This window comes from Bacillus sp. z33 (genome assembly GCF_058313615.1).
Map to the genome: position 1 here is coordinate 76,380 of NZ_JBZFQN010000001.1, position 16,049 is coordinate 92,428.

Annotated in this window: 16 protein-coding genes; 12 read left to right on the forward strand and 4 right to left on the reverse strand. The window is 36.0% G+C overall.

Translation table 11 applies throughout. The features are described from left to right. The first annotated feature begins 280 nt into the window (after positions 1 to 280). The gene (locus AC4G3L_RS00425) at positions 281 to 2,752 is read left to right on the forward strand and encodes a helicase-related protein (RefSeq protein ID WP_491075007.1); all 2,472 of its coding nucleotides are present in this window, start codon (positions 281 to 283) and stop codon (positions 2,750 to 2,752) included. A gap of 182 nt (positions 2,753 to 2,934) precedes the next feature. On the opposite strand, the gene lexA is transcribed toward AC4G3L_RS00425, so the two are convergent. After that, a complete protein-coding gene (lexA, locus tag AC4G3L_RS00430) occupies positions 2,935 to 3,561 on the reverse strand; it encodes a transcriptional repressor LexA (RefSeq protein WP_491075008.1) in 627 nt (208 codons plus the stop codon). A gap of 154 nt (positions 3,562 to 3,715) precedes the next feature. Here lexA and yneA point away from each other — a divergent pair, with 154 nt between their 5' ends. The 6 genes from yneA (at position 3,716) to AC4G3L_RS00460 (ending at position 8,990) form a co-directional block, all read left to right on the forward strand. Then, positions 3,716 to 4,039 (forward strand): cell division suppressor protein YneA, encoded by a 324-nt coding sequence (gene yneA / locus AC4G3L_RS00435; RefSeq protein ID WP_491075009.1) that lies wholly within the window; start codon positions 3,716 to 3,718, stop codon positions 4,037 to 4,039. A gap of 71 nt (positions 4,040 to 4,110) precedes the next feature. Further along, positions 4,111 to 4,758 carry a YneB family resolvase-like protein gene (locus tag AC4G3L_RS00440; protein WP_491075010.1) on the forward strand — a complete coding sequence of 216 codons (648 nt, stop codon included), beginning with the start codon at positions 4,111 to 4,113 and terminating at the stop codon, positions 4,756 to 4,758. A 79-nt stretch (positions 4,759 to 4,837) separates the two neighbouring features. Beyond that, positions 4,838 to 5,068, forward strand: coding sequence for a DUF896 domain-containing protein (locus AC4G3L_RS00445; protein ID WP_491075011.1), 231 nt, complete (start codon positions 4,838 to 4,840; stop codon positions 5,066 to 5,068). 134 nt (positions 5,069 to 5,202) lie between these two features. Continuing rightward, positions 5,203 to 7,209: a transketolase gene (gene tkt / locus AC4G3L_RS00450; protein ID WP_491075012.1), complete on the forward strand. Its 2,007-nt coding sequence runs from the start codon at positions 5,203 to 5,205 to the stop codon at positions 7,207 to 7,209. A gap of 950 nt (positions 7,210 to 8,159) precedes the next feature. Further along, positions 8,160 to 8,603, forward strand: coding sequence for a sporulation inhibitor of replication protein SirA (gene sirA / locus AC4G3L_RS00455; protein ID WP_491075013.1), 444 nt, complete (start codon positions 8,160 to 8,162; stop codon positions 8,601 to 8,603). Positions 8,604 to 8,774: 171 nt separating this feature from the next. Next, complete coding sequence (locus AC4G3L_RS00460; RefSeq protein ID WP_066103996.1) at positions 8,775 to 8,990, forward strand: YneF family protein; 216 nt, start codon at positions 8,775 to 8,777, stop codon at positions 8,988 to 8,990. 443 nt (positions 8,991 to 9,433) lie between these two features. On the opposite strand, the gene AC4G3L_RS00465 is transcribed toward AC4G3L_RS00460, so the two are convergent. Together AC4G3L_RS00465 and AC4G3L_RS00470 are read right to left on the reverse strand one after the other, a co-directional pair. Continuing rightward, positions 9,434 to 9,565, reverse strand: a complete 132-nt coding sequence (locus AC4G3L_RS00465) for a hypothetical protein (RefSeq protein ID WP_491075014.1) — start codon at positions 9,563 to 9,565, stop codon at positions 9,434 to 9,436. A gap of 2 nt (positions 9,566 to 9,567) precedes the next feature. Then, complete coding sequence (locus AC4G3L_RS00470) at positions 9,568 to 9,948, reverse strand: hypothetical protein (protein ID WP_491075015.1); 381 nt, start codon at positions 9,946 to 9,948, stop codon at positions 9,568 to 9,570. 114 nt (positions 9,949 to 10,062) lie between these two features. Between AC4G3L_RS00470 and AC4G3L_RS00475 the strand changes: the two genes are divergently transcribed. Together AC4G3L_RS00475 and AC4G3L_RS00480 are read left to right on the forward strand one after the other, a co-directional pair. Continuing rightward, a complete protein-coding gene (locus AC4G3L_RS00475) occupies positions 10,063 to 11,808 on the forward strand; it encodes an ABC transporter transmembrane domain-containing protein (RefSeq protein WP_491075016.1) in 1,746 nt (581 codons plus the stop codon). A gap of 3 nt (positions 11,809 to 11,811) precedes the next feature. Continuing rightward, on the forward strand, positions 11,812 to 13,605 hold the full coding sequence (locus AC4G3L_RS00480) for an ABC transporter ATP-binding protein (RefSeq protein ID WP_491075017.1): 1,794 nt from the start codon (positions 11,812 to 11,814) through the stop codon (positions 13,603 to 13,605). A 172-nt stretch (positions 13,606 to 13,777) separates the two neighbouring features. Here AC4G3L_RS00480 and AC4G3L_RS00485 read toward each other — a convergent pair whose 3' ends face one another. After that, on the reverse strand, positions 13,778 to 13,954 hold the full coding sequence (locus AC4G3L_RS00485) for a Spo0E family sporulation regulatory protein-aspartic acid phosphatase (protein ID WP_491075018.1): 177 nt from the start codon (positions 13,952 to 13,954) through the stop codon (positions 13,778 to 13,780). 231 nt (positions 13,955 to 14,185) lie between these two features. On the opposite strand from AC4G3L_RS00485, the gene AC4G3L_RS00490 reads away from it, so the two are divergent. The 3 genes from AC4G3L_RS00490 to AC4G3L_RS00500 all read left to right on the forward strand — a co-directional run bounded on the left by AC4G3L_RS00490 (position 14,186) and on the right by AC4G3L_RS00500 (position 15,883). After that, the gene (locus tag AC4G3L_RS00490; RefSeq protein ID WP_491075019.1) at positions 14,186 to 14,893 is read left to right on the forward strand and encodes a cytochrome c biogenesis CcdA family protein; all 708 of its coding nucleotides are present in this window, start codon (positions 14,186 to 14,188) and stop codon (positions 14,891 to 14,893) included. A gap of 84 nt (positions 14,894 to 14,977) precedes the next feature. After that, positions 14,978 to 15,337: a response regulator gene (locus AC4G3L_RS00495; RefSeq protein WP_491075020.1), complete on the forward strand. Its 360-nt coding sequence runs from the start codon at positions 14,978 to 14,980 to the stop codon at positions 15,335 to 15,337. A 48-nt stretch (positions 15,338 to 15,385) separates the two neighbouring features. Next, positions 15,386 to 15,883 (forward strand): CcdC family protein, encoded by a 498-nt coding sequence (locus tag AC4G3L_RS00500; protein ID WP_491075021.1) that lies wholly within the window; start codon positions 15,386 to 15,388, stop codon positions 15,881 to 15,883. Positions 15,884 to 16,049 lie beyond the last annotated feature (166 nt).

The window sequence follows — 16,049 nt, forward strand, 5'->3', positions numbered from 1 at the left end:
TGATTCTAGCTGAACTGATAAATTTGACGGCTTTGTCATTAGCGTAACTAGATTCTGATAGATAACCGATGCCATTTGCTTTTACCGTTATAGCGCAACTTAAAGGAAACATTAGAAGAGAGCGGTGCTTAGAAGTATTTTTTTTTGGTAAGTATGAGAGGTTTTTGATAGTAGCCAATAAAATAATTATGTAAACAGAGCGTGTTGTTTATAATATAGTGGATTATCGTATATATTAGCAATATAGGTTAATTTTAGGCAGCTGAAGGAGAACCAGACAATGGAGATATTAAATAGAGGGTATAAAGAAGCAGTGGAAAAAGCTAAAAATGATATTATGCATGATATTTATTTATTCATGGAAGAGAGTGTAGAGAAACCTTCCTTAAGGGATTATATAGATAGCAGAGAATCTTATTTGAATCAGATCTGGAATTTAGCGTGGAAGAGCAGAACACTTCAGCGTATGAACAGAAATGAAAAAAATGATTTTTTAAAGCAGCGAGGCATATCAACTGAAGGAGCCTCCAAAAAGACAATTAACAAAATGGTAGAACAAGAACTGGACGGTTTACGGTCTTTTGATATGAAGAGCTGGATTCGTGATTACTTTAAAGAAACAGATGAACTATGGGATGAATTGTTCGAAACAGTCAAGCTGAAAAGATTAAAAGGAAATTATGAGAATACAGTTATAAAAGAAGCGGCATTAAGTATTTTGAGCAGTAACAAGCTTTATTTTTATTTAAAGCTCAGATACAAAGTAGCAAACCAATTACAAAAGGATATAGCAAATGTGAAGGGTTTCAATCAAGCTAAATTTGAAACGCTCAACGATCTTTTATATTGGGGATATGATGTATACCAAGATGATTCTGTTTTTGACGAATATATTTATCAAAATCTAATCGATACCTTTGTTTACGAAAACATTTACCCATTTATAGTTTCAGAATTGCCGGATCAGATCATAAACCAATATGAGAATATGTTTAAAGGGTCGATTAATCATAAGTTGATCAGGCAATTGATTGGGGGAAATATTAGTGAATTTCAATGGGAATATGAAAGTGAAATAGAGCAGGAATTGATTGAGGACCTTATAGATGTTCGAGCCCACCCGGATGAATTTGATATACAAATGCCGTTATACCATACTCAGCACAAAGAGAGAATTGAAAAAAGAGAACAGAAATTAGAAGAGATTAGGAAACAGGAAGAAATAAAACAAAAGAAATTGGATGATATCTTTGGTGTTGAATACAAGACAACTGTTTATAGTAACACAAAATATATTCTGCATATTGGAGAAACAAATACCGGTAAGACCTTTCAGGCACTAAATAGATTAAGGCAAGCTGCGTCTGGTATATACCTGGCACCTTTAAGGTTATTGGCACTTGAAGTGTATGAAACACTCAGAAACGATGGAATAGCTTGTGCATTAAAGACAGGTGAGGAAGAAAAGGATATTGCAAATGCCACACATTATTCCTGTACAATTGAAATGTTTACAGAAAAAGATGAATTCGACGTCATGGTAATTGACGAAGCACAAATGATAGCAGATAAAGATCGAGGATTTTCATGGTTTAGAGCTATTAATAAAGCACGAGCTCGGGAGGTTCACATCATAGGTAGTCACAACTCGAAAAGGATGATTTTGAATCTTCTTCAGGGAAATGATATTGAAATTCATGAATATAAACGAGATATACCGCTGATTGTGGAGAAAAAACCTTTTAGGATCGAACATGCCAAGGCAGGGGATGCTTTGATTGTATTTTCTCGAAATAAAGTGCTTCAAACTGCTTCAAAGCTGGAGAGAAACGGCCATAAAGTAAGTGTAATCTATGGAAGTATGCCTCCTGAGACAAGAGCTAAACAAATTCAGAGGTTTATTAACAGGGAAACGCGAGTGATTGTATCAACAGATGCAATCGGGATGGGGCTTAATCTACCGATTAGGCGGGTCGTTTTTTTGGAAAATGATAAATTTGATGGCACGAGAAGACGTTTATTGACCTCTCAGGAAGTAAAGCAGTTAGCCGGCCGTGCCGGCCGTAAAGGTATATATAATGAAGGAAGAGTGGCGTTTACTGATCAAATTGGTTTAATGAAGAGGTTGTTAAATGGTGAGGATCGACCCATCAGTACATTTACAATAGCACCTACACAAGGGGTATTTGAGCGGTTTAAACGATATCATTCCAACTTTGAACAATTCTTTGAATTATGGGATGAGTTTAAAAATCCTGCTGGCACAACAAAAGCACCGCTTACTCAGGAAAAAGCATTATATCATTTAATTCGCCATGAACAAATAGAAGGACGAATGTCCATAACTGATTTATACGGTTTTCTTCATTTACCTTTTTCAGCGAATGAGGAGAGCCTGGTTAATCAATGGCTGTATAATATGAAAGCCATTGTGGATCGAAGAGAATTGAGAGAGCCTTTAATAAAGAAAGATTCCTTGGATGAACTTGAATTGTCTTATAAATCAGTAGGATTGCATTTATTGTTTTTGTATAAATTAGATAGAAGAAGTGAAACGGTCTATTGGGAGCGAGTAAGAGAAGAAATCAGTTCAGATGCACATAATAAGTTAAGAAAAGGGGTTAAAAAATATCAAACAAAGTGTCGATTATGCCATAAGCCGTTAAGCTGGAATTATCGATTTGCTATTTGCCAATCCTGTTATGAAGAAAGTAAACAATCCAGGTACTATTATAAAGGGCGGGATATATAGGAGAGTTGAACTTGCAATTAACCGTTGCAAGTTTTTTTTGTATACCATAATTATATTATGTAAACTAGAGGTTGTAAAAAAAGATTTATAGCAATAAACAGGAATAGATGAAACTTATTAAACATAGATTGATAGAGAGAATAGATTAAAAGTAGAACCGGCATTTGCCGGTTCTATGGTTCTTACTGAATGTTTCTGTACAACCCGATAACTTTACCTAAAATACTGACATTTTGTAGAATGATAGGTTCGAGCATAGAGTTTTCCGGTTGAAGACGGAAATGGCTATCTTCTTTAAAGAAACGTTTCACTGTTGCTTCATCATCTTCCGTCATAGCAACAACAATTTCACCGTTGTTTGCAGTATGCTGCTGGCGAACAATTACATAGTCCCCGTCAAGGATACCAGCTTCAATCATACTGTCTCCCATAATTTCAAGCATAAATACATTTTCATCTGCAGGAGCCATATGTTCAGGAAGAGGGAAGTATTCCTCAATATTTTCAATGGCTGTAATAGGCTGCCCGGCAGTTACTTTCCCGATTAATGGAACATTAACGGAATTTGTTTTTGGAATATGGTCATGCGGATCCATATCCAGTATTTCAATAGCACGCGGCTTAGTAGGATCTCGTCTGATGAGACCTTTGCTTTCCAAGCGTGCTAAATGACCATGAACCGTGGAACTGGAAGCCAGTCCAACTGCTTCGCCAATCTCTCGAACGGAAGGTGGATAGCCCTTCTTTTTAACTTCTTCTTTTATATATAGCAAAATATCCTGCTGTCGTTTGGATAATTTAGTAGTCATCTCCCGCACCTCTTTATGCTTTGTTGTTTTTAGTATATCATTTCTTGTTTAACAGTACAAACATAAGTTCGTTTTTTGTGTTGACACAAAACATGTGTTCGGTTTATACTTACATTATGACAAGCGAACATATATTCTATGGAGGGGTTTATTCATGAAAAAATTATGGACTTCTTATTCTTATACAATTATATTTATTATCGGAGTTTTCTTATTAATATCTAGTTTACTGGTGACAAATATTGAAACACCAAAGGACGATTTTCAACAGATTACTGTTAAAAAAGGAGATACAGTTTGGGATATGGCTGACAGATTTGATGGCAGTGAGATGACGCAGACTGAATTTGTTTCCTGGGTTCAGGAACATAATGATTTGCAGATTAATCAATTAAAAGAAGGGCAAACGATTGTGATTCCTGTTAAGAAAAATACTGACAATACAGAAATGCTGCATTTAGCAGATTCTGATAAATAACTATATAATCAGTAGGTCGGGATATAGGATCCCGGCCTTATCTATATGTAAAAAAAGAATGGTGAGAGAAGATGAAGGTTGGAATCTATTGCAGAGTAAGTACAGATAAAAGTTCACAGGAAACATCCTTGGAAAGGCAGGAACAGGAGTTAACAAGACTCGCTGCTGTTAAGGGATTTGAGATTGTTATTACCCAGAAGGAACAAGCCAGTGGATATGATTTAGAGCGGGAAGGTATTCTAATCTTGCTGGAAAAAATGAAAAATAAAGAAATTGAGGGCCTGTTGATTCAGGATGAAACGAGACTGGGCAGAGGAAATGCTAAGATAGCCCTATTGCATTGCATCTTTAAAGAAGGGATTAAATTATATACTGTCACTCATAATGGAGAACTTGAAATCTCAGAAACCGATGCCATGCTTTTGCAAATCATCAGTATTGTAGAAGAGTACCAGCGTAAATTGCAAAACAGTAAAATCAGAAGAGGAATGAAACGAGCAATTGAAAAAGGATACAAACCACAAAAAAACCTCTCCAATCAACATATAGGGGGTGGCAGAGAAAGATCTGAAGTACCGTTACAGGAAGTCATTGAACTGCGTATTAAAGGATTGACTTTTGCTGAAATAACGGAGAATCTAAATAGAAAAGGGTATGAACTTTCAAAAGCAACGATTCACCGAAGATATTCAGAATATATGAAAAAGAATACGAATTAATAGTTACTTCTTGAAAATAATTCTGTTTTTCTATACGATGACAATATCTACTTATATTTCATATAGAAGGAGCAATACTATGCTGCCAATGCATAAAATTAAAAGAATTAATGAATTGTCCAAAAAATCAAAGTCAGTAGGTCTTACAAAAGAAGAAGCCACTGAACAATCTCTTCTTAGGAAAGAGTATTTGGAAACTTTTCGTACTTCCATGAGAAATACAGTCGAAGGTTTAACCATTATTGATCCAAAAGGTAATGACGTTACACCCGAAAAAATAAAAAAATTACGTAATAAAAAGTTACATTAAGGGTATATAATAATAGATTGGGCTCTTTTTGTTTTTAGGAGTGACGATTTTGTAGCATTTACCAATTAGCTATTGTCAATCTGTTTATACTTCATTAATATATATTAGAAGGTTAATCTGAAAGGATGTAGGCAATGTTCACAGAAAAAGATAATTTATCTATTACAGCTATTCGTACACTTTCAATCGATGCAATTGAAAAAGCTAATTCAGGTCACCCGGGTATGCCGATGGGAGCTGCTCCTATGGCATATACACTTTGGACTAGATTTATGAATCATAATCCGAAAAATCCAGAGTGGTTTAACCGTGACCGATTTGTTTTATCTGCAGGACATGGTTCTATGCTTTTATACAGTTTATTACATTTATCAGGTTACGGCCTTGAAATGGAAGAAATTAAAAATTTCAGACAATGGGGCAGCAAAACTCCTGGGCATCCTGAATATGGTCATACAAAAGGCGTTGAAGCTACAACTGGACCACTTGGTCAAGGGATTGCAATGGCAGTCGGTATGGCGATGGCAGAACGTCATTTAGCGGCAGTTTACAATAAAGATAACTTTGATGTTGTAGATCACTTTACATACAGCATTTGTGGAGATGGAGATTTAATGGAAGGTGTATCAGCAGAAGCTGCTTCTCTTGCTGCTCACCTAAAATTGGGTCGTTTGGTTGTCCTTTATGATTCCAATGATATCTCTCTTGATGGTGAATTAAACATGAGCTTCTCTGAAAGCGTTGCTGACCGTTTTAAAGCATACGGATGGCAGTACATTCGTGTAGAAGACGGTAATGATTTGAATGAAATTGCACAAGCGCTTAAAGAGGCTAAAACAGATCTTGACCGCCCGACTATGATTGAAGTAAAAACAGTTATTGGTTACGGTGCGCCAAACAAATCCGGTAAATCCGCTGTACATGGTGCTCCGCTAGGCGAAGATGAAATGAAATTAGCTAAAGAATACTACAAATGGACATTCGAAGAAGATTTTTATGTACCACAAGAAGTTTATGACACATTTGAAGAAACTGTTGTAAATGCTGGTGCTAAAAAAGAAGAAGAATGGAATCAATTATTTGAAAGCTATAAAAATGAATATCCGGAACTTGCTGCTCAACTAGAGACAGCGATTAAAGGGGAATTACCGGAAGGCTGGGATAAAGATATTCCTGTATATGAAGCAGGAACAGCTGTTGCTACGCGTAATTCCGGTGGAGAAGTGTTAAATTCAATCGCCAAAAACCTTCCATCATTATTTGGTGGATCTGCTGACTTGGCTGGTTCGAATAAAACAATGCTGAAAGGCGAAAAAGATTTCTTGCCTGGTACGTATGAAGGTCGTAACATTTGGTTCGGCGTACGTGAATTTGGAATGGGTGCGGCTTTAAACGGAATGGCGCTTCATGGTGGTTTGCATGTATATGGAGGAACGTTCTTTGTATTCTCTGATTACCTGCGTCCGGCTATTCGTTTGGCAGCATTGATGAATCTACCTGTAACGTACGTATTTACACATGATAGTATCGCAGTTGGAGAAGATGGTCCTACTCATGAACCTGTAGAGCACATGGCAGCATTGCGCGCAATGCCAAATGTATCACTTATCCGCCCAGCTGATAGCAATGAAGTAGCAGCAGCTTGGAAAACAGCATTAACAAGCAAAAATATGCCAACTGCATTGGTTTTATCACGTCAAAACTTAACAACATTACCATTATCAGCTGAATTGGCTGAAGAAGGCGTTGCTAAAGGCGGATATGTTGTTTCTCCTTCCGGTAAAGAAGAAGCTGATGCATTATTATTAGCATCTGGTTCAGAAGTTGGTTTAGCTGTTCAGGCACAGGCTATCTTAGCAAACGAAGGTATTAATGTATCTGTTGTCAGCATGCCGTCATTTGATCGTTTCGAAGCTCAGTCTGCTGAGTATAAAGAATCTGTTTTACCATCTTCTGTTAAGAAACGTGTAGCTATCGAAATGGGTACATCATTTGGATGGGATCGCTATACAGGTGATGAAGGAGAGATATTGGCAATTGATCGCTTTGGTGCTTCCGGCCCTGGTGAATTGTTAATGGAAAAATTCGGATTCACTCCATCTAACGTGGTATCAATGGTAAAAGCTTTAATTCAAAAATAATAATTTAGTAAAATCACCAGAGTATTCTCTGGTGATTTTTTTTATAACCGTATTTACTAGTAGATATGTACCTAATCATTCTAGGGTGAAATAATGTGTTATCGTGTACGTGTAAATGGTAGTACATTTCTTTGCTTCAATTGTAAGACAGATATTTGCTCTATTAATGGTTGCCACGCTTAATAATGGATCGGTAATATTAAATATGTTATCTTCTAAAATGAATGCATCAAAAGGCTTGTACGGTACTTCTCAGTCTTTTGATATGTTCAGCAGTCTTATAATTGACTTGGCTTTCATGCATCTCTATATATGTATGAAGAAGCCGATAGATATACAGTGCGGGAATTATCGAGATTATTTAATTTACATATAAGATAGCGAGCTAATAGGATTGGAAGAGCAATGTGTGAAAATGAGAAATACTGTCCATTCACGGCAGTTCTATAACCTTTCAGGGATGAGACAAATGAGAGATGAAAAAAATCTCATCCTTATTCAACATGAATACTGAACTGCATCAGATAATCTGGTATTAATCAAAATCCAGGTATAAAAAGGATCACTGCCAACAGCAAGAGATGTCTAAAAAATACGAAGAAGAAGGGTAGTTTCTAATCTCCATATTGTTTTTTGAAGGATAAATAATGAAAGACGCATGTTTCAACGTATCCAAGCGTTCTTATAATACTAGTTTTATTGAAGGTTCTCTATAAGATTATTTGATATTACCAAGACGTCATACAAACTTCCGTGAATTGGAGACATTCATTGATAAACGATGGTGAGCAGGAGTGAATGGTGTGTTTAATGGGTATACAGAATTTAATTTGAATAATCAAAATATTCACTCTTGTCGACAAAAAAAGAAAAAACTCTGCACGTTCATTTTACATAATATGCAAAAATAATTTTTTATACTATAGGTAAAGAGAATTGGAGGTATGAGTATGCGAACTTATATCATTTATTTAATAGAGAATGAATTTGCCCGTCATTATTATGGACGAGAATATATGTTTTTTAATTTATTCCAGGACTATGAAAAATCTGAAGGTGATGAGAAAAAAATCCTTCGCAGGCAAATCAACTTTGTTACGAAAAAGATTCAGGCTCCACTCTTTACCTCCTTTATGGAAAAACAACTTAATGATCATAAAGATTGCTACATGGAGAATGGGGTATATTATATCAGGAAGAAAAATGTCGGTCATAGTGAAGCGAGCTTGGGTTATCGAAATCATTCCCTTATTCTGCATGCTGAAGGCACGTATGAATGTGAGACTATCTTTTTTGAATGGTTGAGACAGTGGAACCCCTATTTTTTAGCGCTAGATACAACTAAGGATCGGTGTGCATGGTTGAGACCGATTAAACAAAGATTATATGTATAAAGCAGGGAAAATACTGATATTTCACCTAAAAAACCTTCTTATATGTTATGAAAATTAATCTATTGTGTCGGTTTGTATCAAAATCTGATAGAAATATCACAATAGTTATGGTATTATTACTTTGGTTTAGTACAATGTCTTTTAGACAGCACGGAGGAGGTAGTTTAGGTTATGGGATATTATATTCTTACGGCAGTAATTGCTTTGATTGCTGGTGTGGCTTTAGGATTCTTTATCGCCCGTAAATACATGATGGATTATCTGAAGAAAAATCCACCAATCAATGAACAAATGATTAAAATGATGATGACACAAATGGGCATGAAGCCTTCCCAAAAGAAAGTAAATCAAATGATGAATGCGATGAACAAACAGCAAGGGAAATAAAACCTTACACGTCAAGGGATTTAGCACTCATCTGATTATACAGGGTTAATTATTTTAAGATTTCTTGGCAAAATTTAAAACCACTCCTTCTGTAGAAAGGTACGCTAAAACATACAGAGGAGTGGTTTTTATTATGCCACTGAATAGTATAACTGCAGGATATAAAATCTAGCAAAAATCCCATACATACTGACCAAAACGATTCGTAACAGGAAGTGGAACACTTACATTTAAATTGATATATCAGCGACTTATAATCAGTAAACGTATAAACCCCCAGTTTCGTTGATGCCATCTAAATAATTTGTTTAAGTTCTGTCAAATTGATGACAGGGCTTTTTATTATAAAAATATTTAGAAACTGATATCCCAATATTTTGTAAATATAAAGTTGATATGCTTTTCTTTTTGTCATCTTATAAGCCTAGTGAATGCTTCCCGAATTAATATATTGGTTGTGAGCCTTTTTCCGTAACAATCGAAACCATTAAGTTATTGACCATTTGTGCTTTCTTGTCTTCATCCAGTTCAACAATATTTTCGTCCGCTAATTGGTTAATTGCACTTTTAACCATTCCTATTGCCCCTCTACAATTACTTTACGGGCAGATAACACCGCTTGAGCCTGTTGCCTTTGTAACATGACAGAGGCAATTTCAAGATGCATAATACGCGCTTCAAGTATATCCACACCAGCTACATCCAAACGCTTTTGTAAATCTTCAGCTAAGAAAACAGCGGTTTCATCACTATTTTTCCGTAAAGACATATCGGTCTCTTTCTCAAAATGATCATAGGCTTGCAATATGGTGGATGCTTCGTTTGGTTGGACAATGGTTATTCCGGATAATAATAGGGCAACAGCTACAATTAACACGATCGGTATTACGGTTGATCTTTTCATCAGCATAAAAACACTGATACCGGTTTTGATTAACCTGCCTAAATAGGCCTTCATTTTTACTGCGCTCTTTTCCTTCTCTTTAATATGAAAATTCAGAATAATCTTTCCTTCATATTATCTATTTGCTAAAATAAGGGAACCTTATAAAGAGAGTAAAGGAGGGCATTTGTGAGGATTTTCGTTAAACTGAAATGGTTTTTTATACAAGAGAGAAAATCATACATTATTGGGGTTGTTATGTTGCTATTCGTGGCCATTTTACAGCTCATTCCACCAAGAATTATCGGAATCATCGTCGATCAGATCAATAATGATTCTCTGACAGGCAAGGATCTTTCCAAATGGATTTCCATCCTAGTTACTGCAGGGGTGGGGATGTACATCTTAAGGTATTTTTGGCGAATCAAAATTTTCGGTTCAGCTGTCAAATTATCAAGAGAACTTCGTTTCCGTTTATTCAATCATTTTACCAATATGCCATCTTCGTTTTATCAACGGAAGCGAATAGGGGATCTGATGGCACATGCAACCAATGACTTAAATGCGGTTCAACAAACAGCAGGCAGTGGCGTGTTATCGTTGGTGGATTCGCTTACTACAGGGGGATTTGTCGTTCTGGCAATGGCTTTCATTGATTGGCGTTTAACTGTGTTTTCGTTGCTTCCTATGCCGTTCATTGCGATTTCAACCAGTTATTATGGGAAGCTCTTACATAAAAGATTCAGGTCTGCTCAAGCTGCATTTTCTGAGTTGAATGATAAGACGCAGGAAAGTATAAATGGAATCAAAGTAATCAAGACTTTTGGCCAGCAAAGAGAGAATGTTGAATCCTTCCGAGCTTCTTCAAAAGATGTTGTAGAAAAAAACATAGCAGTAGCACGTGTCGATGCTTTGTTTGATCCTACAATCAGTTTAATGGCTGGTCTTTCTTACTTTATATCCATCGCTGTTGGGGCCAAATATGTGATAGAGGGTAGTTTGACAATTGGGGAATTAGTATCTTTTTCAACCTATTTGGGGTTATTAATTTGGCCGATGCTGGCGTTTGGATTCTTGTTTAATATTGTTCAACGTGGGAGTGCATCTTATGATCGAATTGCGGAGCTTTTACGTGAAAAAACCGATATTAAAGAGGAAACAGGTGCATCTGATGAACCAGCGAGCGGCGATATAGAATTTGAAATTTCGTCTTTTACATATCCTGGCGAAAAGCACACGGTTCTCGAGGACATTTATTTTTCGATAAGAAAGGGGGAGACTCTCGGAGTTGTTGGGAAAACAGGTGCAGGAAAAACGACTCTATTAAAATTATTAATAAGGGAGTTTGATATAACAACCGGGTTGATAAGCATTGGAGGGAGATCTATCGACCAGTATACGTTAAAATCCTTGCGGGAAGCAATAGGGTATGTACCACAGGAACATTTCTTATTTTCAGCTACAGTTGGTGAGAATATTGCTTTTGCAAAACCTGGTGCAACCAAAGAGGAAATACAAGGGGCTGCAATCCTTTCTCATATTCATTCCGACATCGTTCATTTTACGGATGGATATCAAACAGTTGTAGGTGAACGTGGAGTTTCGCTGTCAGGCGGACAAAAGCAAAGAATCAGTATAGCAAGGGCAATGATGATGGACCCTGAAATTTTAATCCTGGATGATTCATTATCCGCAGTAGATGCCAAAACGGAGGAAACGATTCTACATAATTTAAAAGGAAACCGAGAAAACAAGACAACGATTATTACATCTCATCGACTAAGTGCCATTCAGCATTCCGATCTTATTATAGTCCTTCAGGACGGCAGAATAGTTCAAAGGGGAAGACATAAGAAGTTAATGGATATGGACGGCTGGTATAAAAAAATGTATCAGCAGCAGCAATTGGAAGATTTAGTGGAACAAGGGGGATAAGTGATGGATGAAATTAAATCGATAAAGGGAAAGGAACAGCGTGCTATTCTCTTCCGTCTCTTATCTTATGCCAAGCCACATAAAAAGAGATTAATAGGTGCATTCATCTTGCTTTTTTTTGCAACAGCAGCTGATATTACAGGTCCCATATTAGTGAAGATATTCATCGATGATTATTTATCTCCAATGAATATGGCACTTGAGCCACTTGCCATATTAGCAATCGCTTACCTGATTCTTTTGATTGCCAAAATGTTTATCACGTATTTTCAAGAGTTGGCGTTCCAGCTCGTCGCTTTAAAAATTATTCAGCAGCTGAGGGTTGACGTTTTCAGTAAAGTACAAAGTCTTGGAATAAGGTACTTTGACAAAACACCGGCAGGAGCAATAGTATCTCGCGTTACCAATGATACGGAAGCAATCAAGGATATGTTTGTGACTGTTATCGCCTCGTTTATATCAAGTGGATTTTTCATTATAGGGACCATCATAGCTATGTTTATTTTGAACGTTAAGCTGGCTTTATTTTGTTTATTTATTCTGCCAATCTTATATTTGCTAATGAGATCTTATCGTAAATTCAGCAGTGTTTTTTATCAGGATCTCAGAGAAAGGTTAAGTCAGCTGAATGCTAAGTTAAATGAATCACTGCAAGGAATGTCCATTATTCAGATTTTTCGCCAACAAAAACGGTTGAGGGATGAATTTGAAGAGATAAATAAAAAGCATTATGAAGCAGGTATGCAGAATATTAGAATTGATGGACTTTTGCTGAGACCAGCTATTGATCTTGTCTATGTATTTGCCATTGTCCTTGTACTCAGTTATTTTGGAATTCACTCAATGAATTCAATTGTCGAGATTGGTGTTTTATATGCATTTGTAAACTATATTGATCGTTTTTTTGAACCAATTAATCAAGTGATGCAGCGTTTATCCTTATATCAACAGGCGATTGTGGCTGGATCAAGAGTATTTTCCATTTTGGATGAGGAAGAATTGGAACCGATCCCAGAAAGCATTCATGAGTATAAAATTGTGAAAGGGATGGTTGAATTTAAAAATGTCAGCTTTTCGTATGATAATAAGAGAGATGTGCTGAAAAATATCTCTTTTAAAGTCAATGAGGGGGAAACAATAGCACTTGTAGGACATACAGGCAGCGGCAAAAGTACTATTATTAATTTGATGATGCGTTTTTATGAATTTAATAGAGGAGATATTCTGATTGACGGAAGATCAATAAAAAAGTATTCAAATGAAGAATTACGAGCAAGGATGGGTCTTGTCTTGCAGGATGCCTTTTTATTCTATGGGTCTGTAAAAGAGAATATCAAATTACATGATCAATCTATAACAGACATTGAAATAGAAGAGGCGTCTAAACTTGTCCAAGCTGAATTCTTCATTAATAAGCTGGCGGATAAATATGATCATTTGGTGGTCGAACGTGGAGCAACATTTTCAAGCGGGCAACGACAGTTGATTGGCTTCGCACGTACGATTGTGACAAATCCAAAAATCCTTATTCTTGATGAAGCAACCGCCAATATTGATACAGAAACCGAAGAATCCATTCAGAAAAGCTTGGCAGAAATGCGGAAGGGTAGAACAACAATCGCGATTGCCCACCGCCTCTCCACGATACAGGATGCTAATCTTATTCTTGTATTACACCAGGGTCAAATGGTCGAACAAGGAACACATCAGGAGCTTTTAGCTCAAAAAGGACTGTATTATAAAATGTATCTACTTCAAAATGGCATTAGCTCAGATATCACCAAAGAAATTGTCTAAAAACATACTAATGAAATAAAACCCATCCAGATATCCGGATGGGTTTTATTGTATTTCCCGATATATGATATCTGTTTTTCCTGCCGCTTAGTGGGAAAGTATGGTACTGTATAAGAGGTAACTTAGCTTCGACCATTATATTTCCCAGTTGTTATTATTTAAACCATTATACTCAACATGATATTTTTTGATTTTTAAATTGTTTTACGGGATGATAGTTGTTTAACAGATTATCTAGTTCTTGGCTATATTGGATTGTTACTTGTGATGATAATCCTTTCTTAGAGACGATAGCAACAAGTTCCACACGTTTACTTTCTATTTTAGCTAACAACTCCTGATTATCCATGGTTGCAGATCCTTCCTCACATCTTGAATTTTGTTTAATTTTACAAGATTATAACATATTTTTACATTAAAGAAATAGAATAAAACAATTATACATAATATCTACAAAAATTGTAAAATAGAATAAAAAAAGAACTATACTCTTTATCAAACGAGCATATGATTACTTTATAGGAAGTATTTTGATACAATATAAAATGGAATGAATTAGAAATAGTGGGGGTAAATTCAATTGGGCGACATTAATATCTTTCTTGCATTTGGAGCTGGGTTTCTCAGCTTTATATCTCCGTGTTGTCTTCCACTTTATCCGGCTTTTCTTTCTTATATTACTGGAATGTCGGTTGGAGAATTAAAAAATGATAACGCAATGATGCATAAAAGGAGCTTATTACACACATTCTTTTTTTTATTTGGATTTTCTATTATTTTTATAGCGCTGGGATTTAGTTCGTCATATATTGGAACGTTCTTTATGGATTATGGAGATGTTATCCGGCAGTTAGGCGCTATTCTAATCGTCTTTTTTGGCTTAATTATCATTGGCTTTTTTCAGCCGAAGGTATTGATGAAGGAGAGGCGTTTTGAATTTAAAAATCGTCCGGGTGGTTATATTGGCTCTATATTAATAGGAATTGCCTTTGCAGCTGGATGGACTCCATGTACTGGTCCTATTTTAATGGTAGTGATTGGGATGACAGCGGTTAATCCCGGTTCTGGAATGCTTTATATGATGGCCTATATATTGGGGTTTGCTATTCCGTTTTTTATGATGTCTTTCTTTATTGGCAAATTAAGTTGGATAAAACGGAACTCTGATAAAGTTATGAAGGTAGGCGGAGCTTTAATGATCCTAATGGGAATTGTTTTATTTTTTGATTGGATGACCAAAATCAGTTCCTACTTTATTGCATTATTTGGCGGATGGATTGGATTTTAAGTCCATTCTTAATAGGTTTATGGATTATTTTCGAAACAATAGAAAGACTGATATACTTTTATCATGTAATAGGGGGAACTGAAAATGGCTAATATTCTAATAGTGGATGATGCAAGGTTTATGCGTTTAACGTTGGCAGCAATCCTTAAAAAGGGAAATCATCTCATTGTTGGTGAAGCAGAGTCAGGTAAAGAGGCAGTAGATTTATATGAAAAATTTAAGCCTGATTTGGTTACGATGGATGTAACCATGCCGTTAATGAGTGGTTTAGAAGCAACTAGAGTAATTAAGAATAAATATCCGGAGGCTAAAATCATTATGTGTTCAGCCATGGGGCAACAAAAGATTGTCAGAGAATCAATAGAAGCAGGTGCGAAAGACTTTATTATCAAACCTTTTGAAGAAAATAGAGTCATTGATGCAATCAATCGTGTATTAGATTAACCCAAAGTAGAAGTTACCAAATTTATGCATGCAAAGAGGAATGATGATATGATACTTGGATTAACGACAATATTTGCTGTTTTTATGGGATTTCTGGTTTTTGCAGTAAGGATGAAAGCATCCCAAAAGCCTGTATCTGTAAAGAAAATAATATTGCCGCCTTTTTTTATGAGTACAGGTGCTTTGATGTATATATTCCCCTATTTTCGTTTAACAGGTATGGAAATACTGGAGGCTATTATACTAGGCATGTTTTTTTCAATATTCTTAATTAAGACGTCCGAATTTGAAATTAAAGAAGACCAAATATATATAAAACGATCTAAAGCTTTTGCCTTTGTATTGATCGGACTTATTTTGGTTAGAACGATCCTTAAGTTAGTCTTAAGCTCAACCATTGATGTCGGTGAAACAGGCGGGATGTTTTGGTTAGTTGCTTTTGCGATGATTGTCCCATGGAGAATCGCTATGTATATCCAATATAAAAAGTTTGAGACGATTTTACATGATTCACAGGCGGAAAAGAATACGGTTACTTCCATTTGACTAAAAATCGACTATAGGTCGGTTTTTTATTTTGCCACTATTTTTATGGGAAGGCTGACAAAGCTAGTTAAAATAAATGGAAGGGGTACTTGTCTGCCTTAAAGAAGGAGCCTATCTATAATAAAAACGACCTAAACATCGGGCTTTGTACTTCTAAAGGTAAAAA

Coding starts and splice junctions, on each gene's coding strand:
- lexA (WP_491075008.1), bottom strand. CDS start 3,561: ATGACTACTAAATTATCCAAACGACAGCAGGATATTTTGCTATATATA.
- AC4G3L_RS00445 (WP_491075011.1), top strand. CDS start 4,838: ATGCTGCCAATGCATAAAATTAAAAGAATTAATGAATTGTCCAAAAAA.
- AC4G3L_RS00485 (WP_491075018.1), bottom strand. CDS start 13,954: ATGGATAATCAGGAGTTGTTAGCTAAAATAGAAAGTAAACGTGTGGAA.
- tkt (WP_491075012.1), top strand. CDS start 5,203: ATGTTCACAGAAAAAGATAATTTATCTATTACAGCTATTCGTACACTT.
- AC4G3L_RS00440 (WP_491075010.1), top strand. CDS start 4,111: ATGAAGGTTGGAATCTATTGCAGAGTAAGTACAGATAAAAGTTCACAG.
- AC4G3L_RS00465 (WP_491075014.1), bottom strand. CDS start 9,565: ATGGTTAAAAGTGCAATTAACCAATTAGCGGACGAAAATATTGTTGAA.
- AC4G3L_RS00495 (WP_491075020.1), top strand. CDS start 14,978: ATGGCTAATATTCTAATAGTGGATGATGCAAGGTTTATGCGTTTAACG.
- AC4G3L_RS00470 (WP_491075015.1), bottom strand. CDS start 9,948: ATGAAGGCCTATTTAGGCAGGTTAATCAAAACCGGTATCAGTGTTTTT.
- yneA (WP_491075009.1), top strand. CDS start 3,716: ATGAAAAAATTATGGACTTCTTATTCTTATACAATTATATTTATTATC.
- AC4G3L_RS00500 (WP_491075021.1), top strand. CDS start 15,386: ATGATACTTGGATTAACGACAATATTTGCTGTTTTTATGGGATTTCTG.
- AC4G3L_RS00480 (WP_491075017.1), top strand. CDS start 11,812: ATGGATGAAATTAAATCGATAAAGGGAAAGGAACAGCGTGCTATTCTC.
- AC4G3L_RS00460 (WP_066103996.1), top strand. CDS start 8,775: ATGGGATATTATATTCTTACGGCAGTAATTGCTTTGATTGCTGGTGTG.
- AC4G3L_RS00425 (WP_491075007.1), top strand. CDS start 281: ATGGAGATATTAAATAGAGGGTATAAAGAAGCAGTGGAAAAAGCTAAA.
- sirA (WP_491075013.1), top strand. CDS start 8,160: ATGCGAACTTATATCATTTATTTAATAGAGAATGAATTTGCCCGTCAT.